The sequence below is a fragment of the Adlercreutzia sp. CNCM I-6207 genome (genome assembly GCF_977072305.1).
In genome coordinates this window covers 43,602-70,505 of sequence record NZ_CDRVLZ010000003.1, presented here as the reverse complement: position 1 = coordinate 70,505, position 26,904 = coordinate 43,602, and the positions used below count along the sequence as shown (strand labels likewise).

Here is a 26,904-nt window from a genome sequence, read left to right as displayed (position 1 = left end):
TTCGGGCGCGTTGTGCCGAGACGGCCTACAGGCTCGTGACCACCGTTTCGGCAGCGTCCAGAAGCTCGTTTACCTCGTCGGTGGTGGCCGCCTCGGCGTAGATCCGCACGAGCGGCTCGGTGCCGGAGGGGCGCATCATCACCCAGGCGTCGCCTTCCAAAAGCAGCTTCACGCCATCGCGACGATCCACGTCCAGCACGCGCTTGCCGGCAATCTCGTCGGCCGTGTACGTGGGCACGGTTTCGGCGCGGAAGCGGGCCATCTGATCGTCGGTGACAGAAAGGCCGCGGCGAGCGAACTCCAAGCGGCCGATATCGGCGAGCATCTCGTCGATGATCGTGCCCAAGTCCTTCCCCGACTGGGCCATGCATTCCGTGAGCAAAAGCGCCATGAGCAGGCCGTCGCGTTCCTTCACGTGATCGGGAAGCCCGATGCCGCCGGACTCCTCGCCGCCGATCATGACGCCGCCCTTTTCCATCTCGCCGTAGATCCACTTGAAGCCGACGGGCGTACTGACGAGCTCCAGCCCCAGCTTGCGGCACATGCGGTCGAGCATGGCCGACGCCGTCACCGTGGACACCACGCGGCCCGTCTCGCCGCGGTCGACCATGTGCTTCGTGAGCAGCGTGATGATGCGGTGAGCGTTCACGTAGTTGCCGCGCGAGTCGCCAGCGGCAATGCGGTCGGCGTCGCCATCGTTGATGAACAGGGCATCGTAGCCCAGCTCGCCCACTTTCGCGAGGCCTTCATCGACCCAAGGCTGAATGGGCTCGGGATGCAGCCCGGCAAAGGTGGGGTCCTCCGTGTTGTGGATTTCCACGACCTCCACGCCCATGTCGCGCAGAAGGCCAGCCAGATAGTGGCGGCCGGCGCCGTAAAGCGGATCGCACACCACGCGCAGGTTGGCGCCGCGGATGGCCTCGACGTCGACCAGCTCGCGCAGGGCGGCCAGGTAGTCGGTCATGAGGTCGGCCGTTTGGAAGGGGCCGAGAATGTCCGTCGGCTCGGGCGGCAGCACGGCTTCGACGCGGTCGGTGAACTCGGCGGGGCTCGCGCCGCCGTCGGCCATGCGCAGCTTCACGCCCAGATACTCGGCGGGGTTATGGGAGCTCGTGAGCATGATGCCGCCCACCGCGTCGTCGTTATGGGCCACCGACCAGCACAGCGTGGGCGTGGGGCAATAGTCCTCGGTGAGCAGCACGTTGAAGCCCTCGCCTGCGGCCACCTGCGCGGCCAGCTCGGCATAGGCGTGGGCGTCCTGGCGGCAATCATGGCCGACGATGAGCGTACCCGGGGCTTGCGGATCGCGGCCAGCGGCCACGGCCTCCTCCTTGAAGATGCGGGCCGCCGCCGCGACGACGCGGTTCAGATTGTCGGGCGTGAAATCTTCGCCGATGATGGCGCGCCAGCCGTCGGTTCCAAAATGAATGTCAGCCATGAGCAATGCCTCCTGGGCCTTTTCTGCGAGTTTTGTTGCGAGAACGATTATAGAGGATGCGAGCCATAGAAGTCGCCTTTTCGTTGAAGGCGGCTTTCTTTGGGCGCGGGTGAGGCGGGGGCGCGAGTCGGAGGACGGTTCTCTCGACTCCTGACTTGCCCTAAGCGAGTCAGGAGAACCCCCTAACTCGCTGGCCGCCCTGACCATGCGCTTTCCATCAAATATAGCGGCAAGCCATCCCAACCTGATACCATAGCGTCATGCGATTCAAGAGCGCAAAACCTGCGTCGTCGTTTCCAAGAAAGAAGGCTCCCATGGCGAACGCCCTGCTTGCGAAAGATCCCGCCGAAACCTGCGTACTGGTGACGGGGGGTGCCGGGTTCATCGGTAGCCACACCGTGGTGGAACTGCTCGAGCGTAACTACCAGGTCGTCATCGTGGACGACCTGAGCAATTCCAGTCGCGAGGCCGTGCGGCGCGTGGGCGAAATCACCGGCGTGGCGCCCGTGTTTGCCGATCTGCCCAACGAGGAAGAGGCCGAGGCCGTCGCGGCTGTGGCCGGCGCTGCGGTACGCAAGGTTGCGCCGGGGCCCTCTCTCACCTTCTACGAGGCGAACATTCTGGACCGCGCGGCCCTGGAGACCATTTTCACCATGCACGCCGTGGACGTCATTATCCACTTCGCCGGCTTCAAAGCCGTAGGCGAGTCGGTGGCCAAGCCGCTTGAGTACTACTGGAACAACATCGCCGGCACCCTGGTTCTGTGCGAAGTTGCTCGCGAGCACGGCTGCAAGAACATCGTGTTCTCGTCGAGCGCCACCGTGTACGGCGAGCCGGAGTTCGTGCCCATCACTGAGAGTTGCCCGAAGCACGACGCCACCAACCCCTATGGCTGGACCAAATCGATGCTCGAGCAGATCCTTTCCGACTTGTACACGGGCGATAACGAGTGGAACGTCGTGCTGCTGCGCTATTTCAATCCCATCGGCGCCCACGAATCCGGTCGCATCGGCGAGGATCCCAAGGGCATTCCGAACAACCTGCTGCCCTATGTGGCTCAGGTGGCCGTAGGCAAGCTGGAGCAGGTCGGTGTGTTCGGCGACGACTACCCCACCCCTGACGGCACCGGCGTGCGCGACTACATTCACGTGGTGGACTTGGCCCGCGGCCATGTGGCGGCGCTCGATTGGATGGCCGGGCGCGTGGGTACCGGCGCGCCGATCGGCGTGGGCTCGGTGGCCGGCGAGCCGGCGGAAGACGGAACGCGCCGGGGCGTGGGCATCTTCAACCTGGGCACGGGGAAGGGCTCGTCGGTACTCGACGTGATTCACGCCTTCGAGGCTGCGTGCGGTCACGAGATTCCCTACCGCATCATGGCCCGGCGCCCCGGCGACATCGCGGAGTGCTACGCCGACGCCACGAAGGCCCGCGACGAGCTGGGCTGGACGGCCGAATACGACATGGCCCGCATGTGCGAAGACGGCTGGCGCTGGCAGTCCCAGAACCCCGACGGCTACGGGGACGCGGAATAGGCGCAGGAGCTTCTCGTGCCCATTTCTCGCAGAACTAGCGCTTTGCGAGGACAATAATTTCGACTTGTTAGAGTTTGCCAGGCGCTCAATAATAGTGCGAATTAGATGATCGTATTCGATTCGCATATTAATACATGAATTACATTATACATAGCAATTCGGTGCGTACTTGAACCTATGCACATGCCTAACAAGTCGAAATTTCCGCCCGAAATCGCCCTCCAGATCTGCCGGAGACTTTCGCTCTCTGATCCCGCCGCTTGCCTCGCCCGATCAACCCATTTGCCTCTTTGCCAACATCTTTTCAAGCGCAAGAACAGCAGTGCCAGCTCCTAATGCAGCCCCCAGCGTATCGGTGAGCCAGTCGGCGGGGTCGCACATGCGGCCGGGGACGAAGGACTGGTGGAACTCATCGGTCACGGCGTAAAGACTGGCGAGGGCGACGGCGACGAGCGCGAGCTTTCCCCATCCCAGCGCGGGCCAGGTGCGCCGCGCGGCCACAACGAGCAGCACACCGAATATCAGGTACTCGGTAAAATGAGCTGCCACATTCACGATGTCGGTATCGGGGCCGAAAACGGGGGCAGCAAGGCCCACGAGCCAACGCTTGATCGCGGCCAGCGGGCCGGTGCCGTCGAAATCGCTGCCGGTGTGGGCGGACATGAAGAAGATCACGCCCGTCCACAGGGCGACGATAACCCAGGAGAGTATGAGGTGGGCTCGCTGCGACACAGGCGCTAGACTTCCGGAGCAAGAACGAGAATCTGCTTCGGATCGCTCACGAGCAGGTCGGGTTCCCAGCCTTCGGCGGCGAAATCGGCCGGGTCATGGTAGCCCCAGTCCACACCGACCGCATAGCAGCCGGCATTGCGGGCCACGTGGATGTCGCCCGGGGAGTCGCCGATGTACACCGTGCGCGCCGGCGCGCTTCCCAGCTCTTCAATGGTGGTGAGCAGCCCTGTGGGGTCGGGCTTGCGTGGGAAGTTCTGCGGGCCGCCTTCCCCATGCTGCACATCCACAGCGTCGGGGAGACACTTGTTCATGATGAACTGCACGCCTCCATCGAACTTGTTCGACAGCACGCCCAGCTTGCAACCGCGCCGACGCAGCTCGGCAAGCAGGGCGGGGATGCCCGGGTAGGGCTTCGTCAGGTCGTTGGGATAGGTGCCGTAGTTCTCCTTCCAGCGGGCGAGGCAGGCGTCGGCCACGTCCTGGGGCGTCCCTTCAGGAACCGCCTGGTACATGAGCGCCTTCACGCCGTTGCCCACATAGGAGTTGATCTCCTCGCGGGTGCGCGGAGGCAGGTTGAATTCGGCAAGCGCGTCGTTAGTGAGCACGACGAGGTCGTCAAGCGTATCGAGCAGCGTGCCGTCCACGTCGAACACGAACGTGTCGAAGGGCGGCGTTGGTTTTTCAGCAGCCATGAGGCTTTGGTCCTTTCGAGCTTTTATAGAGCCACATCATTGTAACGGTTGCCCGCTTCCAATGCGGAAACAGCCTTCTGACTGTTAGGTTAAACCCACGGTTGTTCAGAAAAGAGGCTTTCCATGAATCCTTCGAAACGAGTAGCCATCATCACGGGCGCGTCCTCCGGGCTGGGGCGCGAGTTCGCGCGGCAGCTGGACGCGCAGCAGGTGGCCGACGAGCTGTGGCTGGTCGCGCGCAACGAGAAGGCCCTGGCCGACGTGGCCGGCGAGCTGGACACGCCCTCCCGCGCGGTAGCCGCCGACCTCACCAGCGAGGCCGACATCGCGAACATTCGCACAACGCTTTCCGCGGAAGACCCCCGCGTCACGTTCTTGGTGAACGCGGCCGGCTTCGGCAAGTTCGGCGATTGGCAGACCATTTCCGATGCCGCCGTGGATTCCATGATCGACCTGAACTGCCGCGGACTGGTGGATATGACCCGCGCGGCGCTGCCTTATATGGAACGGGGCAGCCGTATCATCCAGGTGGCCTCCGCCGCCGCTTTCACACCCTTGCCCCATATGAATGTGTACGCCGCCACCAAGTCATTCGTGCTGCATTACACGCGCGCCCTGCGCTGGGAGCTGCACGGCACGGGCATCACCGCCACGGCGCTGTGCCCCACCTGGGTGAAGACCGGCTTCGAGAAGGTGGCGCGCACCTCGGGCGGCGGCCACGACGTGGGGCACCTCCTCGGCGAGCAAACACCGCAGGAAGTGGTGCGTCGGGCGCTGTGCGCGAACAAGGCCCATTTCGCCGTGGCCTGCGCGAGCCCTCAGTCGGCGGCGCTGCGCCTCATCGGCAAGGTCGTTCCCTCTTGCATCACCATGGCCGGCTGGGACGTGCTGCGCCGGCTGTAATAGCAACGCCTCTCCCTGTCGCCCCACCGCGTTACGCCGCCTGGTTGCGGCGGCCCTCCCCTTCGAAAGGATTGTCCTCATGAGCGAAACGCCTTCCGTGCCTTCCGCATCTGTCGCGCCTTCCGCGCCTTCCACGTCTGCAGCTGCCGCGACCCCCATCCCCAACAACTACGGCGTTGCCACCTCCATGGCCGACGTGCAGAACCAGATCAACGAGATGGAGGCCTTCTTCGAAACCGGCGCCACCCTGCCCGTGGACTTCCGCCTGCGCCAGCTGCGCCGGCTGCAAGCCTACTTGCTTGCCCACGAGCGGGAGGCCCTGGACGCCCTTCATGCTGACTTGGGGAAGTCCGCCTTCGAGTCGTACGCCACCGAGTTGGGGCTCGTTTACGACGAGATCCGCCTTTACCTGAAGAAGCTGCGCCAATGGGCGCGGCCGCGGCACGTGCCTACACCACTTGCGCACTTCCCTTCTTCGTCCACGGTGTACCCCTACCCCTTCGGCGTGGCGGCCGTGCTGTCACCGTGGAACTACCCGCTGCAGCTGACGCTCATTCCGCTGGTGGACGCCATTGGCGCGGGCAACTGCGTAGCTATGAAGCCGTCGAAGACCTCGCCGCATACGTCGCAGTTTCTGCGCGATATGTGCCGCGAGCTGTTCGACCCGCGCTACGTGTACTGCTGGCACGGTTCAAACGAGATGAACGACTGGCTCTTGCAGGTGGAATTCGACAAAATCATGTTCACCGGCAGCCCGCGCGTCGGGCGCGAGATCATGACGGCCGCGGCCCAGAACCTGACGAGCGTCACCCTGGAGCTCGGCGGCAAAAGCCCTGTGTTCATCGCCGCGGACGCCGACATCCGCCGCGCCGCCCAGCGCATCGCCTGGGGCAAGTGCCTGAACTCGGGTCAGACCTGCGTGGGGCCCGACTACGCGCTTGTGCACGAGGATGTGGCCGACGAGTTCGTGGAAGAATTGCAGCGGTGGATTCACGCGTACTACGGCAAAGACGTGCTGGCCAGCCCCGACTACCCGCACATGATCAACCAGAAGCACTTCGACATGGTGTGCCGGCTCATTGACGACCGCCCCCAGGGCACCCGCATCGCCTTCGGCGGCCGGCGCAATCCTGAGACGCTGCAGATTGAGCCGACCGTGGTGACGGGCGTGCGCATCGATGACCCGCTCATGAGCCAGGAGATCTTCGGTCCGGCGCTGCCCGTCATCACCTGGCGCGACGTGGACGAGGCGCTGGACATTGTGCGGTCGATCAAACATCCGCTGGCCTGCTATATCTTCTCGGAGAGCCGCGCGTTCCAGCGGCACATCCTGGATGCGGTGCGCTGCGGCGGCGCCACCATCAACGACGTGGTCATTCACGCGAGCAGTAATGCTATGGGCTTCGGCGGTGTGCAGAACTCCGGCATCGGTGCCTACCACGGCAAGGTGGGCTTCGACGCGTTCACCCATTACAAGTCCACTATGAAGAAGTCGACCCTCATCGAGACCGGCATCCGCAACCCGCCCTTCAACGAAAGGAAGATGCGCCTGCTGAAGCTGGTCATGCCCGGGAAATAGCGGGCGCCGCTCCCTTTTCCGAACGCCTCCCCGTAGGGGCTGACCTTGGTCAGCCCTCGCGAGCGGGACAACCGCTCACGACAAAACAGGGGCGACCAAGGTCGCCCCCTACGGGGATCTGAGCAGGAGCCAAGAGAGCGGTTCTCTTGGCTCTTCAAGTCGGTTATTCCGCCCAGCGGTAGAGGGCTGGGCCGGCACCGATCTCGAAGTGGCATTGGGCGATGCCGAGATCCATCTGGGTGAAGGCTCCGCGCTTGGTGGTCGCCCGCACCACCGGCGCGCCGTCCTCTTCGACGCCCAGCGCAAAGGAGAACTTTTGCTGGTTTAAGGCCGTGGGAGCGAGGAGGGCCGCGTCCACCCCGCGCTTGAACCATTCCGGCGCCCCGTCGTAGCCCGGGGTCACCTCCTGGGGCGCCTTCGACCGATGCGGCACCCCCTGCGTGGCCCCATATCCGAGCGCTATCACGGCGGCCAGCTTCTGGCCCAGGTCCACATTGTAGGCGCGGTTCACCACCTTGTAGGTGCCGCCGACCCAACAGCTGTTCAGCCCGAGCGACTGGGCCAGCAGCACCAGCTGCTCGCCGTAGTAACCCAGAATGCCGTCGAGCTCCTTGCACTCAGGCCCCACGAGCGCCAGGTAGTTGCGCACATTTGTGAAGTTCACAAGCCGCGCCTTAAAGCCGGTAAAAGCCCGCGGCTCATCAAGCACAAGCTGAATGTTCAGGTTCGCCTCCTCGTTCACCGAGGCAATGGCCTCCCGCAGCGCCTCCACCGCTTCGGGCGCGAGGGGCTCGTCGGTGTAACTACGCACGGCATGGCGCTCCTTTATCGCCTGCATCGGCGTGAGCTGCCCGGCGGAAAAGCGAAGGAGCGCACAGGGATCAGGTTGCAGAGCGGCCATGGAAGTCCTTTCAGCGAAGTTGCCGCGTCCAGCATAGCACAAGCAAGATGCGCTCGAGTAGCGATTGCCCTCGTCCCGAATATCCGAATTCCACATGCCCACGAATTACCGACGTTGAATAATCCGATCGGACACACTTTTTGAAACTTAACCCTATCCCCGCCCAAAAAAGAACGACCCCGCCGGAAGGCAGGGTCGGGAAGTTCATGGAGCGGGCGACGGGACTCGAACCCGCGAATACAAGCTTGGGAAGCTTGGGCCTTACCACTTGGCGACGCCCGCATGCGTGAAGGGAATTATAGCGCACCTTTTCCCGTTCGAGAAGAAACACATATTTCGACATGGTTGATCGGTCTTCCCGCAGAGGGCGCAGAGGGCGACTTTAGTCACCCCCCCCCCGACCCCAGACGTAGCCACTATCGGAACACGAGGGCGGACTAAAGTCCGTCCCTACGGGGTTTCGACGGCCCAGCAATAAAGCCTTCTCAGCAGCACGATATCAAGAGATGTTGCAGTTATGCCAGTTTGATAATTGTTTCATGCAACCATTTGTGCCCATGATAAGGTGCCTGTCGAACAGCCAAGGAGGCACCTATGAGCAACTTCTTCCAAAATCTGCCGTATAAGTTGGCGAACTTCATGGCGGGGCGCAACGGGCCGGATGCGCTGGCGCGCGCGTCGCTGTGGATGGGCGTGCTGTTCACGTTCCTGGAAATCATCACCGGCCTGGGCATCTGCTCGCTTATCGGCATGGTGTTCCTGTTGTACTTCATGTTCCGCTGCTTCTCGCGCAATATTGCCGCCCGCACTCGGGAAAACGCCCGCTACATCGCCTTGACGGCCAAACCGCGCGCCGCCTGGGCTCGTTTCAACACGCGGTGGGATCAGCGCAAGACGACCAAGTTCCTGAAGTGCCCGCAGTGCGGCCAGTCGCTTTCGATGCCCAAGGGCAAGGGCACGCTGAAGATCACGTGTCCGAAGTGCCGCAACCAGTTCACGACGAAGTCGTAGAGAGCCAGCCCTCAGGCTAAAATGCCAGCGGACTCATATCTTCGCGAACGCTTGAGAAAGGAATCGCATGGACGGGAAAGCTATTCACCGGTGCCTGCATGTGTTGGATTTGGAGAAGTCGATCGCGTTTTACGAGAAGGCGCTCGGCATGACTGAGATTCGCCGCATGGGGCCCGAGGACGGCTCGTGGACCAACGTGTTCATGGGCAGCGACGCCTCGGGCTTCCAATTGGAACTCACCTGGAACCGCGGGCGCACCGAACCCTACGACAACGGTGGCCGCGACTCGCATCTGGCCTTCACCGTGGACGACTACGAAGCGGCCCGCGCATTGCATGAGGAGATGGGCTGCATCTGCCACGTGAACGAGGTCATGGGGCTGTACTTCATCGAAGACCCCGACGGCTGCTGGCTGGAAATTCTGCCGAACAAGGCCGAGTTCGCGCCCCAGGGCGGCGTGGACGTGCTGGACGCCATGGCGCGTCGTCGCAGCTTGCGCCGCTATTCCGGCGAGCCGGTACCGCAAGTGCTGCTCGACCGCATTCTGGAGGCGGGACTGCGCTCAGCGTCGGGGCGCTCGCGGCGGCCGTGGGAACTCATCGTCGTGCGCGACCGGGCTATGCTGGACGATCTGGCCGAATGCCGCGAACAGGGCGCAGGCATGCTCGCCGGAGCCGACGCAGCCATCGTCGTGGTGGCCGACCCGACACTCGCCGACACCTGGGTGGAGGACTGCTCCATCGTCATGGCGAACATGCAGCTGGAGGCGGCAGCCTCGGGTGTGGGCAGCTGCTGGATTCAGGGCCGTCTGCGCCAGGCGGCCGACGGACGCTCGACCCACGAGTTCGTCGCGAACCTCCTGAAGGTGCCAGCTCCTTACCAGCTGGAGGCCATCCTCTCCCTCGGCATGCCCGGAGCCGAAGCCCCGCGCCGCCCCTTCGACGAAGCGCTGCTGGGGAAGGTGCACAAGGAGACGTTTTAGAGATTCAGTTCCACAGCCTTCCTTGCCAAGATCGGCGGTTTGGTACCGCAGCGGAACGGGGCGGTGGCGAGATCGGAGATTTGGTACCGCGTGAAGAGAAAATTCTGGCGAAATCGCGTGATTTGGTACCTTTTCGCGGCAAGATCCGAGGTTTGGTACCCGCCCTTGGGCGAATCTCGAGGTTTGGTACCCGCGAAGGCCGCTCGCGCGCTTCGCGACCAGGCGTTTCTCCAGGCCCCGGGAACCAAATCGCCGAAGTTGACAGAAATCGGGATACCAAACCTCGACTTTCGCCAAAGTTCGGGCTAAAAACCGATCACGGGGTACCAAACCTCAAGTTTTGTCAAAGACGGAGTTTGCGCCCAAAGCGGAGCACTTCTACACGTAAGCCGAAATAATGGTTGCACACAGGCCGGTTCGTGGAAAAATGGAAGAGCAGATTAGTCAACGAACGCAACGCCATCGACGAAGCGCTTTCAACCGAGCGGAGGCAACACCATGACCAACGAGACCATCGCGACCGAAACCACCGAAGCTGTCGGGGAATTCCCCATCGACGAGCTTCTGTCTGACGGCATCACCAACACGCCGCCGTCGTTCGTGCGAGCCATCCTGAAGGCGGCTTCCGATCCGGAGGTGACCTCGTTCGCCGGCGGTCTGCCCAACCCCATTTCGTTCCCGCAGGAAAAGCTGCTAGAGTCGATGCAGCGCGTGGTGGCCGAGCGCGGGCCGGAAGCCTTCCAGTACTCCGTGACCGCTGGCGTGCCCGAGCTGCGCGCCTGGATCGCCGATCGCTATAACCATCGCTTCGGCACCGACTACACCGAAGAGGACGTGCTTGTGACCACCGGCTCGCAGCAGGTGCTCGACCTTCTGGGAAAGGTGCTGCTCGACAAGGGCGACGGAGTTATCGTGGAAAAGCCCACCTACCTGGCCGCCATTCAGGCCTTCGCGCTGCAGCAGCCCGTCTTCCGCGAGGTTGAGCTGACCGAGGAGGGCCTAAACATCGACGAACTCAATGCGGCGCTCGATGCCGGCGCGAAGATGATCTACCTTATCCCGAACTTCCAGAACCCCACGGGCCTTACCTACACCGCCGAGAACCGCGAGAAGGTGCGCGCGGCGCTGGCAAGCCGCAACATCGTGGTAGTGGAGGACGACCCCTATGGCGAGCTTCGCTTCGAAGGCGAGTCGCTGCCCTACATCGGTGGCACGGCGCTGCCGCATGGCGTGGTCATGGGATCGTTCTCGAAGACGGTCACGCCGGGCTTCCGTATGGGATACCTCCTCACGAAGGACCACGACCTGCTGCGCGCCCTTAACACCGCCAAGGAGGCCGCCGACCTGCACACCAATGTGTTCGCCCAGTTCGTGGTGCTCGACTACCTGCGCCACAACGACTTGGACGAGCATCTGGTGAAGATCCGCGAGCTGTACCGAACCCAGGCCCGCGCGATGACCGACGCCATGGCCGAGTTCTTCCCCGCCGAGGTATCCTTCACCAAACCCCAAGGCGGAATGTTCCTGTGGGCCACGCTGCCCGAGGGCCTGAACACCATGGATCTGTTCCCGAAGGCCTTGGAGCGCAATGTGGCCTTCGTGCCGGGTGAGCCTTTCTACGCCCAGCCCGGTGCGTATTCCACTATGCGCCTGAACTTCACCAACGCCGACGCCGACACCATTCGCGATGGCATCCAGCGCTTGGGCGAGGTTATCGCCGCGGCGCTGTAAACCGTTTCGAAGGGGCACTCGCACCCTGTTCGTTTTCCGTATCTTCCGTAGGTGGCGACCTTGGTCGCCCCCTTTTTTTGTCATGCGAGCAAAACGCGCTCGCGAGGGCTGACCAAGGCCAGCCCCTACGGTGGGGACTGGGAGGGCAGGCCGAGGTCAGCCCCTACAGTGGGATGCGCGATAGGGGGGGGGATGCAGCGGGGAACGCGAGCTCTATCAGCTCGGTTGATCCTTCACGAAGGAGCCGACCGCGATGGCGGCCACAGCGCACAGCAGGCCGCCGATGGCCCACGCGAGCCAGAAGTACGGCGTCTCGTACTCGGGCACGAACAGCATGACCAAGCCGGCAATGGTCGCGACGATCATGATGCAGGCGCACAAGCCGCTGGTAAGCTGATCCTTGCGGCGCTTGCGTTCGATACGGGCGCGGGCACGCTCGATCTCCTCATCGGACGCCTCGGGCACGCCGAGCAGCGCGCAGATCTGCTCGTCGGTGTACATCGCGCGCAGGGCCGCCGCGTCGGAGTTCACAATGACTTTACCCTCGTCGCTTTCAGCAATCGCCTGCTCGCGCGCATCGTTGTAGTTGGCGATGTTCAGCCGGCCGAGCATCATGGAACCGTATACGATGCACCACACGCCGACCGCAATGAGCCCCATCATGAGCGCGGCCGCCTCGGTCTGAACAAATTCGCTCAAGGAGTCGGTCAAAGCCGTAAGCACGATGCCCGTAAAAACGAGCGCAATGCCCGCTACAAGCAGCCACGCGAAAAGACGCTGGGTGCGCTGACGATCTTCCACCGTGTAGAAATCCTGGATGAAGGGGTGGCTACGCTGAAACTCCGTATGTTGAAAAGCAGCTGTTACGATAAGGCCGAGACCGACGGCGATGCCCGCGAACAGGGGGATGAGGCTCGCGCCCGCAAGAGAGGGCGCTGTCGCCTCGGCCCAACCGGCCACGGCCATGAGAAGCGCCACACCGATGAGAATAGCGAACACGCCCCAGGCGATCTTCCATGCGAAGGCGCGCATGTGCTCATCGTAGCCGCACACATCTTGGGGCGGCCCACCGGCGGCCTCGCGCAGAACGGCGGCGCGCGCTTGCACAGCGGCCGTGGGCACGCTGGTCGTCAGATCGCCCTGCACAAGGTCGTCCAACGTCACGTCGAATATCTGGCACAGCTTCAGCAGCTTGTCCATTTCGGGATAGGACTTCTCGGCCTCCCATTTCGTGACGGACTGACGGCTGACGCCGAGCATGAGGGCCAGCTGTTCCTGGGTCATCGCATGGGTAGCGCGAAGATGTTGAAGGTTATCGCGGAAGCTCATGGTGGGCCTACTTTCTCTGAACGAGGGAAGACCGCTGCCCTGTGTCTTCGGGCTCCACGAAGGAGCCCGTGCCATCAGTCGTCGCCTTCCCCAAAGGACAAGTTCGGTTGATCAACAACGACCACTTTACCTGTCACTCAGGGTGCATTCTACCAACTTTCGGCATCAATTTTCGCAACGCACAAGCGCCTTCTGGTTGCAAACCCCAGGTCAAGCCTTTAGAGCAGCGCCGCAAGAAAAGCAGCAAGCGCACCCGTAGCAGAGCCGATGAAGGCACCGGCAACAACGTCGCGCGGAAAGTGCACGCCGCCGAGAACGCGGCAAACCGCGAGCGCACCGGCCGCGACCAGCAGCACGACGGCAACGGGCACGCTGGCCGCAAACCAGCTTGCCGCGATGGCGAAGGCCGAGAAAGCATGGCGGCTCGGAAACGATTCGCCCGCGCCATCGCGGACAATGAGCGGCGAAATCGCGCAGCGTTCGTAAGGGCGAGGCGCATTAAGACAACTCCGATAGGCGCTCACCGCCGCAAACCCCAGAGCAACCACGCCCGACAGGGGAGCAAGCTTCCACGGGTCGGTCGCACATGCCCATCCGAGCAATACGGCATAGGCCGCATAGAACACTCCTACGATGCCGCGGTTGAGAACGCGAAGGGCCCGCACAACGCCAGGACGGCTCCGCAAGGGAGCCGCCCATTGTTCGTAGCGTTGTTCGTAGCGTTGCTCGTCCATATCGCTGGCACCGTCTCCGCTTTTGGCTGACTCGTTTCCTAGAGTGTACAACGAAGTTTCGTCCAGCGCCGACGGCGGCAGCACTCTTCGGCGGGAAGCCTGTCGCCTTCCGGCCGTGCGGCTACTGTCGCCTCATGTTGCGAAGGGCCACCGCCGCGCCGACGGCGGCAAGGGCGCCAAGCAGAAGCGCGATGGAGAAGGCGATGTCGTTCTCGTCGCCCGTTTGGGGAAGAGCGAGCACGCCGTCCTCGGAAGCCGCCTGGGCCTCGGCGCGGGCGGCCTCATCGTCAGACGAACCCTCGACAACTTGGGTGTCGGAATTCGCCCCGCTCTCTGATGCCGCGTCTTCCTCCGGCGTGCCTGCGGGCTCCTTGTCGCCCGCAGAGTCGTCCGGAGCAGCATCGCCGTCCCCGTCGCCCGTCACCGGCCCTTCGGGGGCATCGTCTGGCGCCGGCGGCGCCACCTCGTCGGGAACGTCGGCCACATCGGCGCCAACCTCAACGTCGTCGGGCCGCACGGTAGGCCGGGTGTAAACCAGGTTGATCTCGTTTTTCGACGTATCCATACTCACGAACACGTCGTCGGGGTAGCTGCCCGCGTACGCCAGGCCATCGACCATATCGGTCTCCTCCGCCAGCTCGTCGCCTGTGAGCACCTCGGCGTACAACCCACGGTCGAGCACTTCGCTGCCCATCTTCGTGAACTCAACCATATGGTCGCCAACGTTTTCCACTATCGTGTTTCCGTACAGGGGCATGGCCGCCATGTTATCCAGCAGAGACGCCTCGTAATAATTCACCGTCACCTCGCTGGACTGGCGGATGTAGTTCATCTGGATAGCGTTTTCCGACGGATCTTCCGACACCGTCAGCTCGCGCGGCCAGCCGTCGAAAAAGGCGAAGCCCGGATGGGTGCCCACCTGATCCCACGCCCGAACGACATCGCCGGGCTTCAGGCCCTCCACCGTCGAAGTGCCAATCAGGCGCAGACCCGTAAGCTCGGGAACGCCCCAATCCTCGAAGGTGGGATCGTCGTAGTAAACCATCTCGAAGTGGTAAACCGTAACGGTTTGAGTGGCGTTCTCGTCACTCGCAGAACCACCCTCCTCGGCCATCGCCGGAAGCGGCGCCGCCGCGAGGGTCAGCGAGAGAACACCGACCAGAGCCATAGCGCCAAGAAGCCCCTTCAGCGAAGAGAAGGAGCGGGCGGCAAAATCAGCTAACAGTTTCACGTGAAAACTCTTTCCTCTTCAGTGCCGGCTCTCCGCCGGCGGCAAAGATCTCATCAATGTCTAGTGTTTTACTAGATTTATATGGAACTGTACCAAAATAGGGATAGCTATTCAACTACATATCCCCAGGAAAAGCGCGAGAATCTTCCGATTTCACACCTTAAACATTGATGATCTTTTCACATTGAATTTACTGGGTTCTGAAAGCTTTCTACGCTATAATGCGGGCGTCGTCTATCGATGCTGAATCCACCGACCGTCCACTGGCCGAGGAGAGGGGCTTTCATGCGCAGAAAAGATCGCGAGCAGAGCGAGGAGTTCGGCTGGGACGTGCTTGAGACGTGCCCCTACGCCGTGCTCTCGACAACCGACGATGCGGGGCTCCCCTACAGCATTCCCGTGTCGGCGGCCGTGGCAGGCGGCGCCATTTACTTCCATTCAGCCAAGCACGGCACGAAGTCGAAGCTTCTGCGCGCGCACCCCGCCGTGTGCCTCGTCGGCGTGCGCGATGTGGTGCCGTTGCCCGAGGCGTACTCCACCGAATACGCCAGCGCCATCGTGCGCGGAACCATCGCCGAAGTGACCGACGATGCCGAGCGCGTGACCGCCCTGCAAGCCATCGCCAAGCGCTATGCCGGCGAGAATCTCGACCACTTCAAGGAGGCGCTGGCCGAGGAGCTGCCGCGCACGCTCGTGTGGAAGATCACGCCGAGCGAGCTGACCGCCAAGGCACGCCTGCCCGAATAGAGGCCACGAGGATGCAAGCCGGGGCGCGGGTCGCGGGCCGAGATACGCGATCTGGAGCATAGCCGTGGCGCGCTGGGCGGGGGCGGGCAAAGGCGCCCCATACTTTTCGGCAATTCCCGTCCGCAGCCGTACCCGAGCGGCGTATGATGGATTCACTGCGCGGCAAGAGCCGCGCCGATGTCTGATCTGAGGAGGAAACCGTGCAAATCATCGAAGACAAAGTGTACGCGTTCTCGAAGGACAATCCGCCGTGCTACACCGCCCAGCCAGGCGAGGTGCTGCAGTTCAACACGCTCGACTGCTTCTCCGGGCGCCTAACCGACGAGACCGTCACCATGAAGGACATGGACTTCTCCTACAACATCACCAACCCCGCTGCCGGTCCGGTGTACGTGGAAGGCGCCGAGGTGGGCGACGTGCTTGTGGTGGACATCTACGACATCCAAGTCGCCGACGAGGGCACCATCGCCACCGACGACCACTGCGGGCCCTTGTTCGAGGGCACCGACTACCGCACGAAGAAAATCAAGATCGAGGGCGGCATGGCCGACTTCAACGGTGTGCGCTTCCCCATCAATCCCATGATCGGCGTCATTGGCACCGCGCCGGCCGAGGGGGCGCCCGCCGACGGCTTTGTGGGCAACTACGGTGGGAACATGGACAACAAGCTCATCACCAAAGGCACGCGCCTCTACTTCCCCGTGCGTGTCCCCGGCGCGCTTTTGCAGATGGGCGACGTGCACGCCACCATGGGCGATGCGGAGCTGTGCGGCACGGGCATCGAGATCGCCGCGCAAATCACGGTGCGCGTGAACGTGCTGAAGAACCTCGAGCTGCACTGGCCCGTGCTGGAGACGTTCGGCCCGGCAGGCAAGTGGTACGTGAACGCCAGCGCCCAGGAGTACAACGAGGCGCTCATCTGCGCGTCGAAGGAAATGCAACGTTTGCTCATGAACATCACCGGCTGGGATGCCGTGGAAACCTACATGTACATGTCGGTGCAGTCCGACGTGGAGATCAGCCAAGGTTGCAAGCCCTGCGAAGTGCAACTGTCCCTGCGCATCGGCACCCCGAAGCTGACCGAGTTCCCGCCGCTGGTGGGGTAGGCGTTCCCCTGCCCGCGCCGCAGCGGCGCCGCGGTGCCATCACCGCCGTCGCCGCTCTGCTCGAGAAGCCGCCTTCCCAGGCGGCTTCTTTTTGGTCTCCATGCCTTCTCCCTTGGCGGAATACGGGCCGCTTACGCTTCATAATGCTGTGCAAAATGGTAAACTATGGCCGCGCAAAAGCGCAGGAAAGGGGAATCGCCCGACCCGTGTTGGGAGGGATCACGGGCCGCACGATTCACGAGGAGAAGACTTGGAAGGGATAGAGAGGAGACGTCTATGTCACAACCCATCCAAGAGCCGACTATCGGCCTCGGCGAGGACATCGAGGCTTTCGGCTACAAGCAGGAGCTGAGGCGCGGCCTTCAGCTTCACGACGTCGTTCTGTACGGCGTTTTGTTCATGGTGCTCATCGCACCGCAGTCCATCTGGGGATCGCTACAGGTTGATTCCGGTGGCCTGACCCCGCTCGTGTACATCATCGGATTCGTTGCCATCAGCTTCACGGCCCTGAGCTACGCCGCGATGTCCAGCAAGTTTCCCATCGCGGGCTCGGTGTACTCCTACGTGCAGCGCGCCATCAACCCGCATGTGGGCTTCATGTCCGGTTGGCTCATCTTGCTGGACTACATCCTGGTGCCCTCGCTTCTGCTGGTCATGGTCGCCAACTGGGGAACCACCCTCGTTCCCGGCTCGCCTTGGTGGCTTTGGGTGGTCGTGTTCATCGCTTTCAACACGTTTGTGAACGTGCGCGGCATCACCATGTCGAAGGGCGTTGACTGGATCATCTTCGCCGTGGAGATCCTGGCGCTCATCGTGTTCATTGCTGTGGGCTGCATGTATGTCTCCGGCGGCGGCGGCTACGGCGAGTTCTCCACCGAGCCGTTCTACAAACCCGGCGAGGTCGACCTCCACTTTGTGGCCACGGCCGTATCCCTGGCCTGCCTGTCGTTCCTCGGTTTCGACGGCATGTCCACCCTGGCCGAGGAAACCTACAAGCCCGAGAAGAACATCGGCAAGGGCATCCTCATCGCGCTGTGCATCATGATCGTCGTGTTCGTGGCTCAGACTTATGTGGCCGCGCTCATTCTTCCCGACTGGGCGAACACCGATCCCGACATGGGCTTCTTCGACGCCTGCTACGCTGCCGGCGGTCTGCTGCTGCAGAACTTCATGCTGGTCATCAACATCGTCGCCATCGGCATCGCCAACATCATGAACGCCCAGATCGCCTCTTCGCGTCTGCTGTTCTCCATGGGCCGCGACGGTGTGCTGCCCCGCGTGCTCGGCAAGGTGCATCCCAAGTACCAGACCCCCTGGGTGGCCGCTATCTTCCTGGGCGCGTTCTCGCTGGTCCTCACTCTGACCGCCGGCCAGTTCGGCGGCATGACGGTGCTCGCCCCCATGGTCAACTTCGGAGCGCTGGCCTCCTTCATCGTTTTGAACTTCGGCGTGTTCTGGTACTTCTGGTGCAAGGAGAAGCAGCGCGGCGGAAAGGCCGTTCTGCGCTACCTCATCTGTCCCTGGATTGGCATTCTTATCCTGATCTACGTGTTCACCGGCTTCGATCTACTCACCTACGGCGTGGGCGTCAGCTGGTTCATCGTGGGCCTCATCATTGCCGCGGTCATTTCCAAGGGCTTCAAGGAAGTGCCCGACGCCTTTAAGAACCTGGAAGTGTAGGCGGCGTTCCTGCAGATCCAGCAACTTTGCCTGCCGTAGCGCACGGCATCTTTCGAGCCCCCGGCCATGTCGGGGGCTCTTCTTGTATACTAGGCTCAGCCTCGAAACTCCCATCTATTTCCGATGAGCTGACCAGGGGGTTCGTTACATTTTCCCAGGTCAAATAAGTAAATAGAAATCGGAAATAGATGGAAATAGATGGGGGTTTCGAGGGACGAACAAGAAATAGATGGGGGTTTTGAGAGAACTCAATACCTCTGGACGCGCGAAATGATGGAATCAGTTTGCTGGTCCTTGCGGAAAGGAAAGGGGAGGATTCCCATGAAGATCGGTTTCATCGGATTAGGAAACATGGCCACGGCCATTATCGGAGGCCTGCTGCGCGAGGACACAACGCTCAACAGCGAAGACGGCAACGCGACTGTGATCACCGCCGCCAACATCATCGGCTCGGCCAAGACCGAGGCCACGCGGCAGAAGCGCGCCGAGCAATTCGGCATCGCCGTCACCGCCAGCAACCGCGAAGTTGCCGAAGCGGCCGATGTGCTGGTGCTCGCTGTGAAGCCCCAGTTCTTTCCTGAAGTGATCGCCGAGATCCGCGACGCAGTGAGCGAAAACACCCTGGTTATCTCCATCGCCGCCGGTCTCACACTCGAGCGCATCGCGGGCCTTTTCGACCGCAACGTTACCGCCATGCGGCTCATTCGCTGCATGCCGAACACCCCGGCCCTCGTGAACGCCGGGTGCACCGCCGTCGTACCGGGGCCCGGCGCAACGGAAGCCGACGAAGCGCTCTGCCTACGGCTCATGGAAAGCTTCGGCCGGGCCATCGTCATTCCCGAACGGCTGATGGATGCCGCAAGCGCCACGGCCGGCTCCTCCCCCGCCTTCGTCTTCATGTTCATCGAGGCCCTGGCCGATGGCGCCGTGGCCGCCGGGATGCCCCGCGCGCAAGCGTACGAATTCGCCGCGGCGGCCGTCGCCGGATCGGCCCAACTCGTGCTGGAAACCGGGCGTCATCCGGGCGACCTGAAGGATATGGTCTGCTCTCCGGGCGGCACCACCATCGAGGGCGTGCGGGCCTTGGAAGAAGGCGCTTTCCGCGCATCGGTCATGAATGCCATCTCAGCCTGCGTGGAAAAGGCGAAAGCCCTCTAGCCACCGTTCAAGCCGTGCAGACTGCGTGGAATTGCGTAGCAACCCAGGAACAGTTCGGCTGTGCAGGGTTCGCGCCCGCTTTTCCTTGCCTTATTATGAAGGGCCAATCGCGTTACGGAAGGGCTCTCCCGAAGCAGAGCAAGGCGCCCTTTCGAAATGCCTCTTTGCTCCTCGTTGAAAGGTTTTGCCATGAGGAAACATATTCGCACCTCCCTTACCCTGCTTATAGTGGCCCTCGCCGCCGCAAGCATTATGCTCATTCTGCCCGGCTGCGCCGGCGGCTCCAACGACTCGCCTGGCAAACCCGATGCCGTGGGCAATCGCTCTGCTGACGGAGCAAGCGAGGCGACCCAGGGCGACGTCGTCAGCACGGCCATGGTTGCCTACGCCAACGGCGATCAGGTGCTTTTCGTCGACCAGGAGACGCAGACTCCCTACATTCCTACGGAAATTGATGATGCGACCATCATCGTCGACGGGCAGCAGACTGACGAAGAGGCCTTGGTGGCGGGTAATATCGTGCAGGTCACGGGCAACGGCATCATGCTGGAAAGCTACCCGGGGCAGTATCCTGGCATCACTAAAGTCGAAGTCATAGAAACCGGCAGCCCCGCCGACGCCGAGCAGTACGCCGACATCGTGGACACCGTGTTCGCAGCGCCCGACCAAAGCCAGGTACCCGTCGGCAGCCTCAGTTACAAGACGGATCAGGCCGACACCTCCGTCGTTTTGAACCCCTACGAGTTCGATTGGCAGTGGCAAACGGAAGACGGCCAAACCAGCACGTCCCAGGTTGACGGCTCCGCCGCTGATGGAAACGGAACCCTGAACGAAACGATCGTCGATGCGCGCATCCCTAACGCTGTCGATGCATTCGTCGCTTTCTCAGTGAATCCCACGTCATTGGAAATCGAGCGTCGGCCCCTGGTGAAGGGCGAAACCGCCAAGATTGACCCGCAGAGCGATGGCGAGGACGTACCTTGCACCTTGGGCGACGACGGCACTGCGGCCCTGCGCATCGAGCCGAACTACCTCTACGAGGTGAAGGCGACGTTCCCCCAGGGCGAGGCCGAGTACGCGTTCTACACCATAGACTAACTCGTCCCATTCAAATAACAGCGGCCCGGCTGAATCCCCCAAACAGGGGGACAGTCGGGCCGTCGTCGTGCTCACCGAGAAACCGGCGTTAGTCGAGACGCCGTAAGGCCGCTTGGCTCTTGCCGCCGCGTTTGGCCACATAGAGGGCCTCATCAGCTACCTGATATAAGTCATCGAAGGTGACGGAGGTGCGCGTACAGACCACAGCGCCGATCGAGACAGAAGGCTGCAAGTCTTCGGGCATGTCAGCCGGACGCGGATTGCGCGCATAAATGCCACCGGAGAGCTGGGCGAGCACGCGCTCCAACGCCGGCCCTGGCACGAGGCCTGCAGCGAACACGGCAAACTCGTCACCGCCGAGGCGAGCCACGACATCGTCCTTGCGCATGTTGCGCCCGAGGAACGCGGCAATCTCTTTCAGCACGCGGTCGCCCTCCGGATGGCCGAAGCCATCGCTCACTTGCTTGAAGTTGTCCACATCCACGAGGAAGAGGCTGCAACCGTGCGAGCAATCCTCGCTGGCCAGGGCCTTCTCGATGCGCGCCATAGCCGCCTCGCGGTTGAAAACGCCCGTGAGCCCATCCAGCTCGGCCTTCTTCCGCAGCGTGGCCTCGCGCATAACCATATCGTGGGTGTCCAGAAGACGACCCACATGGCGAACGGGACAACCGACGCCGTTGAACAGCACGAAAGACTGGTAGCGGCACCAGATGGGGTCGCCCTCCGCATTGGGCAGCGAGGTTTCCATATCGATGAAGTCGCCTTGCGCAACGATGTCGCGGATGCGCTCGATGTCGTGCACCTCCAGATCGATAGAGCATTCTTTGTCGCAACGCTTCTGCAAAATGAGGTCGTCCGACTGCGGCTCGCGGTTGAACCGCACCTCGAAATCGCCGAAGATCTCGCCGGTCTGTGCCTGGCAGTCGATATCGAAAATGACGTCGCGCGAGAGCACCGTGAGCATTTCCACCCGCTCTTCAGCCCGTTCCAGTTTGCGCTGATAGCTCATCTTCTCGGTGATGTCGATGATGGTGACGTAGAACCAGGCCTGACCCTCGTCGTCCACCACGTAGCGGCCGCGGTCATCCACCCACACCTCAGCGCCGTCGGGACGGTTCAGCCGGTAGGTGACTGCGTCAGTGTTGCCACACTTGATTTGAGAGGTTATCTCCTCGGTGACCCGCTGACGATCGTTCGGGTGCACCATGCCGATGAAGCTGTTGCCCGTAATGGAGCAGAACTCTTCGTAGGTGGCGCAGCCGAACAGCTCCAGCACGTCGCGGCTTACGTAGTCGATCGTGCCGCCCTCGTCATCGGCGCGATAGCGAAACAGGCCTCCGGGAATGCGGTCGAGGAACTCCTGGGATACCTCATCTTCAATCGTGCACCCGTCATGAGAACCGAGCTTGCCCTCGGTCACCCGATGAAAGACCGTCATAACCAGCCCCCTACGTACCTCTTACCAATGGGAAGCCGCCAGCCGCGACCCCCACGTCTCATTGCTCCCCCACGATCATACCACCGCCGGTGCCTCTGGAAACCCCTTGCTGCAACAACTCCCCCCTCATATGTAATTATTTGCTGCGAGAAGAGGAGCCAGCGGCGCACGCTATCGCCAGCCCACGGCGAACATCACCGCTTCGAGAAGCGCTGCTATACTGACGACGCAGTATTGACGGGGCGCCCCTTAAGCGTGCCCCTTTCGATAGGAGAACCTTATGCGCTATCTCATCGCCTCCGACATCCACGGCGCGCTACCGGCAGCCGAAGCGCTTATGACTCGCTTTCACGAAGAAGGCGCCGACCGACTGCTGCTGCTTGGCGACCTGCTGTACCACGGCCCGCGCAATCCCCTGCCCGAAGGCTATGCGCCGGCCGAGGTGGCGAAGCTGCTGAACGGATACGCCGACCGCATTACAGCCGTGCGTGGTAACTGCGATGCCGAGGTGGATCAGATGGTGCTGGACTTTCCCTGCCTGGGCGATTACGCGCTGGTGGTGGACGCAGACACTACGCTGATGCTCACCCATGGGCATCTGGATTTGTCGCGGGTTGTCGCAGGGCTTCCCGCAGGGTCGTTCGTGCTCTCGGGCCACACCCACGTGAAGGGCATCGGGCCGGAAGTGGCACCCGCATTCGTGAAGGACGCCGGGGCCGCAGAATCCGGCAGCAAAGAAGGAGCAGCCGAAGCCTGCCCCGCGCTGTCCGCACAGCCCTCAGTCACCTTCGTCAACCCCGGCAGTATCGGCCACCCCAAGGACGGTTCCGCCAGCTATGCCGTCTGGGATAATGGCACTGTGGAGCTGCGCCCGCTCTTCGGTTGAGAAGGGCTGACCAAGGTCAGCCCCTACAGGTAGAACAACGGCAGGCAGTATCGGCGCCGTCGGAGATCATCAACGAAAAGGGCCCCGTTGCTGGGGCCCTTCGAAGTTATGGTGGTCGGAGGGGGACTTGAACCCTCGGCACGCGGATTTTCAGTCCGCTGCTCTACCAACTGAGCTACCCGACCGGATACGCGGAAACGGTTTCCGTTTCGACGCGAGCATATATTCTAGCGGGTATTCCTCCCAGACGCAAGAACTTTTTTATTTATGTTGGGTTCTGAGTCAATGAGCCAAGGAGACGGTTCTTCTGACTCAGTTTACGCCACGAAGGCGACGAGGGTGCCGAGGGCGATGAAAGGGGCGAAGGGCATGGTGCCGGCGAGGAGGGAATCGCGGTCGTGCTCGGTGGCAACCTCCCGAATGGCGCCGCTTAAGAAAGGCTCACTGACAGAAGGCACTCCAGTGCCAGCATGATCGGCGCTGCCGGAAGCGCCCGTGTTGCGATCGTGGCGCCTTCGCCCCATCACTCGGCGGCCAATCTCGCGGCCAAACACATAGGCGACACTGAGCACGCACGCCGCCAGCAGGCAAACAACCCCGCGCTCCAACCCGAGAAACAACCCGAGCACGGCCATGAGTTTGATATCGCCGCCGCCGAAAGCCTCCTTGCGCCGAACAAGCTCATAGACCGTCGTCAGCACGAGCAAGCCCCCGCCGAGCACCACAGCGCCTAAGATGCCGCTCGCAAAGGAGATGCCTCCGATTTCCAGGCCGGGTGGTACTAGCACATCGGGCGCGGGCCCGAGAAACTCAGCCCGGAAACCCAAGCCCATGTGCGCTCCCGCAAACCCAAGCACCACGCGCCAAGCCAGCCACAGAAGCCCCAGCGCGCCGGCCAGCACATTGGGCACGCGCCGCGACCGCACATCGATAACGGATACGACGGCTAGCAGACCCAGCACGAGGGCGTATGTGACCAGCGTTATGACGGAAACATAAGTCATCGGCGCCGTTTATTCCTCCGAAGCCACGGCTTGAGTGCCATCGAGAATCGCCGAGGCCGCTTCTTCCCGAGCAATCTCCGCCGCGACAGCGTCGGCCGATGCCGGCTTGGCCCCCACGGTCCCGCAATCTTTCCCGTCGCCGAAGATAAGCTCGCGCTCCTCTCCGGTGAGCGCCGCGCGAGCCTGATCGCGCAGGTTGTTCACGCCGATGAAGAACTGGCGCATCATGACCACCACCAGGTAGCGGCCCTTCGGCGTCAGCGTCAGCTCGTCGGCGTTGTCGGTGGCGAAAGCCCCACACGCGCGCATGAAGCCCATTTCCACGGGCAGACCGCGTTCCACCGACATACCGAAATCGCGCTCGAACTGGCGCTTATCAAGACGCAGACCGAACAGCTGCATCATAAAGCGGTAGCGCATGCGGTCGCGCAGCGAGAACGTGGTCTTGCCCATCATGGACATATGCCCCGCCTCGATGGCCGTGTTGTACTCGCGCACCGAGAACGTGTTCACGTACAAATTCTCGCCCAGATAGGTGATGCCGCCACTGCCGATGGCCGGGTACTCCTCGTAATCGACCACGTACTCGTCGATCATGGCGTCCTCGCCGGCCGCACCGGTGCCGCGGCGGTTGAACGTCCAGGCGCTGCCCAACTCGAACAGGCCCGGCTGCCCGCCAGGCAAATCTCCCAGCAGCAGATCGCAGATGATCTCGTAGAAGCGGCGCTCGCGGTTGTAGTCAACCTTGCCCACCGTGGCAGCGAGCGAGCGCTGCACCGACGGCGAGGCCATCAGCGGATAGAATGTCGTCTGGCTCGCGCCGGAAGCCACCACCATCTCAATGTCGTGAATGAGCGTGTCCTCGGTTTGCGCCGGGAAGTTGAAGATCATGTCCGCGTTCATCGAGGTGAAGTACGGGCTCGCCTCCTGAATGCGCTCGAGAATCTCCTGACCGCTGCCGTACTTGTCGTAGCGATCCATTTGGCGCAGCAGATCGTCGTCGAAGGACTGCACCCCCACAGAAAGGCGCTGCACGCGTCCTTTCAACTTCTCCAAATACTCGTGGGTGAGGTGATTCGGATTCGTCTCGCTAGAAACTTCCTTGATCGAGAACAGGTCGCGAGCCATGTCGATGGTCTCGCACAGCTCGTCGATCATGATGGTGGGCGTGCCGCCGCCGATGTAGACAGAATCGAAATCGTAGCCAAGATCTTTCAACATGCGCATCTCGCGTCGCATGTTCTGGAAGTAGGGCTTCGCGCGATCCTCGCGGAAGGGGAAGCGATTGAAGGAACAGTAGGGGCACAGACGCTCGCAGAACGGCACATGCATGTACAGCATGTAAGGCTGACCCGGGTTGGGCGAGGGCATGAACGCCTCGTCGCAGGGCTTAAGCTGCAGGTAGTTGGCCGTGCAAGCCTCCACCACCTTGGAAAGCATTCGTTCTGAAAGCATATCGTGCGTTCCTTCTTTCTTGGCTGATCGCCATGCTTGAGGAAGGCAGACCAATGTCTGCCCCTACGGGTTCTATTCCTGGCATTGAACCTTTAGAAGGTTCCTACTCGTCCCAGGCAGATCGGCCCTGCAAAGCTTTCTTGCCGATATCGTGACGGAACATCTTGCCTTCGAAGTTGATGAGATCGCAGGCCTCGTAGGCACGCTCGCGAGCCTCTTCGAAGCTGTCGCCCTTGGCCACCACGTTCAGCACGCGGCCGCCGTTGGTGAGCAGCTCGCCGTCGTAGTTGCGGCGGGTACCCGCGTGGAAGACCGTCACGCCGGGCAGCTCCTCGGCCTCTTCAATACCCAGAATGACCTTGCCCTTCTCGTAAGCGCCCGGGTACCCCTCACTGGCAAGCACCACGGAAACAGCCCAGTCGTCGGACCACTCCAGCTGCACGTCCTCGGGACGTCCCTCGGCCACGGCGAGCATGACCTCAACCAGATCGCTTTCCAAGCGGGGCAGCACAACCTGCGTCTCGGGGTCGCCGAAGCGCACGTTGAACTCCACGATCTTCGGGCCTTCGGGGGTCAGCATGAAGCCGCCGTACAGCGTGCCGCGGTAGTCGCTGGTAAAGGGAGCGACGGCCGTGGCAGCGGCCGCTTTCTCCATGATGGCCACCATGGCGGCCATCTCCTCATCGGTGACGATGGGCACCGGCGAGTACACGCCCATGCCGCCGGTGTTGGGGCCCAAGTCGCCATCGTAGGCGCGCTTGTGGTCTTGCGCCGGAGCCATGGGGAACGACTGCCCGGCCGTGACGAAGCACAGAAGCGAGCACTCGGGGCCCGTCATGCACTCCTCGATAACCACCGTGGAGCCGGCATCGCCGAAGGCGCCGTCGAAGCAGGCGCGCACGGCAGCCTCGGCATCTTCCACAGTTTCGGCCACCACAACGCCCTTGCCCGCCGCCAGACCGTCGGCCTTGATGACGATGGGAGCGCCCTGCTCGCGCACGTAGGCAAGCGCGGCGGCCTCGTCGTCGAAGCGCCCGTAAGCGGCCGTGGGAATGTCGTTGGCTTCCATGAACGCCTTCGAATAGGCCTTGGAGCCTTCCAGCTGAGCCCCGTCGGCGTTGGGCCCGAATACCGGGACACCGTCGGCGCGTAGCAGATCGGCCACGCCATCGACCAGCGGCGCCTCGGGGCCGATGACCACAAGCCCGATGTTGCGCTCATGCACGAAGCTCAGCAGCGCCTCGCCGTCGGCGATATCCAGGTCGACGTTCTCGGCGATTTCCGCCGTGCCGCCGTTGCCCGGCGCCACGTACAGCACGTCGGTGTTCGGAGACTTCTGCAGCGCCCACGCGATGGCATGTTCGCGCCCACCCGAACCGATCAGCAGAATGTTCACGTTCGTTCCTTTCCTCGCTTTGCAGCAAGTTGTTTCTTAGCGTAGGGCGCGTCCCCCCGGGAGGGGTGCCGCGCGCAGTTATGCGAAGTGCGCCCCACGATTCCGCGAGCCGGAATCGGATGAGCGCATTTCGCATCTGTC

General features: G+C 62.4%; 23 protein-coding genes and 2 tRNA genes. 12 read left to right on the top strand and 13 right to left on the bottom strand.

Annotation, left to right across the window (positions count from 1 at the left end; genetic code table 11):
• Positions 1 to 25: 25 nt before the first annotated feature.
• A complete protein-coding gene (locus ACW4QM_RS02540; protein ID WP_157012183.1) occupies positions 26 to 1,438 on the bottom strand; it encodes a phosphohexomutase domain-containing protein in 1,413 nt (470 codons plus the stop codon).
• A 314-nt stretch (positions 1,439 to 1,752) separates the two neighbouring features.
• On the opposite strand from ACW4QM_RS02540, the gene galE reads away from it, so the two are divergent.
• Positions 1,753 to 2,970: a UDP-glucose 4-epimerase GalE gene (gene galE, locus ACW4QM_RS02535; protein WP_114538584.1), complete on the top strand. Its 1,218-nt coding sequence runs from the start codon at positions 1,753 to 1,755 to the stop codon at positions 2,968 to 2,970.
• A 273-nt stretch (positions 2,971 to 3,243) separates the two neighbouring features.
• Here the strand turns inward: galE and ACW4QM_RS02530 are convergent, their stop codons facing one another.
• A complete protein-coding gene (locus ACW4QM_RS02530) occupies positions 3,244 to 3,702 on the bottom strand; it encodes a VanZ family protein (RefSeq protein ID WP_227069931.1) in 459 nt (152 codons plus the stop codon).
• Between the two features lie 5 nt (positions 3,703 to 3,707).
• The gene (locus ACW4QM_RS02525) at positions 3,708 to 4,394 is read right to left on the bottom strand and encodes an HAD family hydrolase (RefSeq protein ID WP_114538583.1); all 687 of its coding nucleotides are present in this window, start codon (positions 4,392 to 4,394) and stop codon (positions 3,708 to 3,710) included.
• Between the two features lie 123 nt (positions 4,395 to 4,517).
• Between ACW4QM_RS02525 and ACW4QM_RS02520 the strand changes: the two genes are divergently transcribed.
• On the top strand, positions 4,518 to 5,297 hold the full coding sequence (locus tag ACW4QM_RS02520; RefSeq protein WP_302383633.1) for an SDR family NAD(P)-dependent oxidoreductase: 780 nt from the start codon (positions 4,518 to 4,520) through the stop codon (positions 5,295 to 5,297).
• Positions 5,298 to 5,376: 79 nt separating this feature from the next.
• Complete coding sequence (locus ACW4QM_RS02515) at positions 5,377 to 6,876, top strand: aldehyde dehydrogenase family protein (RefSeq protein ID WP_455798168.1); 1,500 nt, start codon at positions 5,377 to 5,379, stop codon at positions 6,874 to 6,876.
• Positions 6,877 to 7,039: 163 nt separating this feature from the next.
• Here the strand turns inward: ACW4QM_RS02515 and ACW4QM_RS02510 are convergent, their stop codons facing one another.
• Both ACW4QM_RS02510 and ACW4QM_RS02505 read right to left on the bottom strand, forming a co-directional pair.
• Positions 7,040 to 7,777 carry a nitroreductase family protein gene (locus tag ACW4QM_RS02510; RefSeq protein ID WP_455798167.1) on the bottom strand — a complete coding sequence of 246 codons (738 nt, stop codon included), beginning with the start codon at positions 7,775 to 7,777 and terminating at the stop codon, positions 7,040 to 7,042.
• Positions 7,778 to 7,984: 207 nt separating this feature from the next.
• A tRNA-Gly gene (locus tag ACW4QM_RS02505) sits at positions 7,985 to 8,059 on the bottom strand.
• 312 nt (positions 8,060 to 8,371) lie between these two features.
• Here ACW4QM_RS02505 and ACW4QM_RS02500 point away from each other — a divergent pair.
• The 3 genes from ACW4QM_RS02500 to ACW4QM_RS02490 all read left to right on the top strand — a co-directional run bounded on the left by ACW4QM_RS02500 (position 8,372) and on the right by ACW4QM_RS02490 (position 11,501).
• On the top strand, positions 8,372 to 8,788 hold the full coding sequence (locus ACW4QM_RS02500) for a hypothetical protein (protein ID WP_302148294.1): 417 nt from the start codon (positions 8,372 to 8,374) through the stop codon (positions 8,786 to 8,788).
• Between the two features lie 67 nt (positions 8,789 to 8,855).
• Positions 8,856 to 9,770: a nitroreductase family protein gene (locus tag ACW4QM_RS02495; protein ID WP_302148293.1), complete on the top strand. Its 915-nt coding sequence runs from the start codon at positions 8,856 to 8,858 to the stop codon at positions 9,768 to 9,770.
• 498 nt (positions 9,771 to 10,268) lie between these two features.
• Entirely contained in the window at positions 10,269 to 11,501 is a 1,233-nt protein-coding gene (locus ACW4QM_RS02490; RefSeq protein WP_302148292.1) for an aminotransferase-like domain-containing protein, read from the top strand.
• Positions 11,502 to 11,717: 216 nt separating this feature from the next.
• Here ACW4QM_RS02490 and ACW4QM_RS02485 read toward each other — a convergent pair whose 3' ends face one another.
• From ACW4QM_RS02485 to ACW4QM_RS02475, 3 genes are all read right to left on the bottom strand, one after another.
• Positions 11,718 to 12,830, bottom strand: a complete 1,113-nt coding sequence (locus tag ACW4QM_RS02485; RefSeq protein WP_302148291.1) for a helix-turn-helix transcriptional regulator — start codon at positions 12,828 to 12,830, stop codon at positions 11,718 to 11,720.
• A 218-nt stretch (positions 12,831 to 13,048) separates the two neighbouring features.
• Positions 13,049 to 13,564: a phosphatase PAP2 family protein gene (locus ACW4QM_RS02480; protein WP_302148290.1), complete on the bottom strand. Its 516-nt coding sequence runs from the start codon at positions 13,562 to 13,564 to the stop codon at positions 13,049 to 13,051.
• Positions 13,565 to 13,685: 121 nt separating this feature from the next.
• Positions 13,686 to 14,795, bottom strand: a complete 1,110-nt coding sequence (locus ACW4QM_RS02475; RefSeq protein WP_302148289.1) for an LPXTG cell wall anchor domain-containing protein — start codon at positions 14,793 to 14,795, stop codon at positions 13,686 to 13,688.
• 285 nt (positions 14,796 to 15,080) lie between these two features.
• On the opposite strand from ACW4QM_RS02475, the gene ACW4QM_RS02470 reads away from it, so the two are divergent.
• The 5 genes from ACW4QM_RS02470 (at position 15,081) to ACW4QM_RS02450 (ending at position 20,584) form a co-directional block, all read left to right on the top strand.
• Complete coding sequence (locus tag ACW4QM_RS02470) at positions 15,081 to 15,542, top strand: pyridoxamine 5'-phosphate oxidase family protein (RefSeq protein ID WP_302148288.1); 462 nt, start codon at positions 15,081 to 15,083, stop codon at positions 15,540 to 15,542.
• Positions 15,543 to 15,742: 200 nt separating this feature from the next.
• Positions 15,743 to 16,648, top strand: coding sequence for an acetamidase/formamidase family protein (locus tag ACW4QM_RS02465; RefSeq protein WP_302148287.1), 906 nt, complete (start codon positions 15,743 to 15,745; stop codon positions 16,646 to 16,648).
• Positions 16,649 to 16,924: 276 nt separating this feature from the next.
• Positions 16,925 to 18,328, top strand: a complete 1,404-nt coding sequence (locus ACW4QM_RS02460) for an APC family permease (RefSeq protein ID WP_022738089.1) — start codon at positions 16,925 to 16,927, stop codon at positions 18,326 to 18,328.
• A 321-nt stretch (positions 18,329 to 18,649) separates the two neighbouring features.
• The gene (gene proC, locus ACW4QM_RS02455) at positions 18,650 to 19,486 is read left to right on the top strand and encodes a pyrroline-5-carboxylate reductase (RefSeq protein ID WP_302148286.1); all 837 of its coding nucleotides are present in this window, start codon (positions 18,650 to 18,652) and stop codon (positions 19,484 to 19,486) included.
• Between the two features lie 189 nt (positions 19,487 to 19,675).
• Positions 19,676 to 20,584 (top strand): hypothetical protein, encoded by a 909-nt coding sequence (locus tag ACW4QM_RS02450; protein ID WP_302148285.1) that lies wholly within the window; start codon positions 19,676 to 19,678, stop codon positions 20,582 to 20,584.
• 88 nt (positions 20,585 to 20,672) lie between these two features.
• Here the strand turns inward: ACW4QM_RS02450 and ACW4QM_RS02445 are convergent, their stop codons facing one another.
• Entirely contained in the window at positions 20,673 to 22,022 is a 1,350-nt protein-coding gene (locus tag ACW4QM_RS02445; protein ID WP_302148284.1) for a sensor domain-containing diguanylate cyclase, read from the bottom strand.
• Positions 22,023 to 22,302: 280 nt separating this feature from the next.
• Between ACW4QM_RS02445 and yfcE the strand changes: the two genes are divergently transcribed.
• Complete coding sequence (gene yfcE / locus ACW4QM_RS02440) at positions 22,303 to 22,908, top strand: phosphodiesterase (protein WP_161128158.1); 606 nt, start codon at positions 22,303 to 22,305, stop codon at positions 22,906 to 22,908.
• 109 nt (positions 22,909 to 23,017) lie between these two features.
• On the opposite strand, the gene ACW4QM_RS02435 is transcribed toward yfcE, so the two are convergent.
• The 4 genes from ACW4QM_RS02435 to purD form a co-directional block, all read right to left on the bottom strand.
• A tRNA-Phe gene (locus ACW4QM_RS02435) sits at positions 23,018 to 23,093 on the bottom strand.
• A 132-nt stretch (positions 23,094 to 23,225) separates the two neighbouring features.
• Positions 23,226 to 23,912 carry a prepilin peptidase gene (locus ACW4QM_RS02430; protein ID WP_302148283.1) on the bottom strand — a complete coding sequence of 229 codons (687 nt, stop codon included), beginning with the start codon at positions 23,910 to 23,912 and terminating at the stop codon, positions 23,226 to 23,228.
• A gap of 9 nt (positions 23,913 to 23,921) precedes the next feature.
• Positions 23,922 to 25,421 (bottom strand): coproporphyrinogen III oxidase family protein, encoded by a 1,500-nt coding sequence (locus ACW4QM_RS02425; RefSeq protein ID WP_273701180.1) that lies wholly within the window; start codon positions 25,419 to 25,421, stop codon positions 23,922 to 23,924.
• A 49-nt stretch (positions 25,422 to 25,470) separates the two neighbouring features.
• The gene (gene purD, locus ACW4QM_RS02420; RefSeq protein ID WP_114549516.1) at positions 25,471 to 26,763 is read right to left on the bottom strand and encodes a phosphoribosylamine--glycine ligase; all 1,293 of its coding nucleotides are present in this window, start codon (positions 26,761 to 26,763) and stop codon (positions 25,471 to 25,473) included.
• Positions 26,764 to 26,904: the final 141 nt, after the last annotated feature.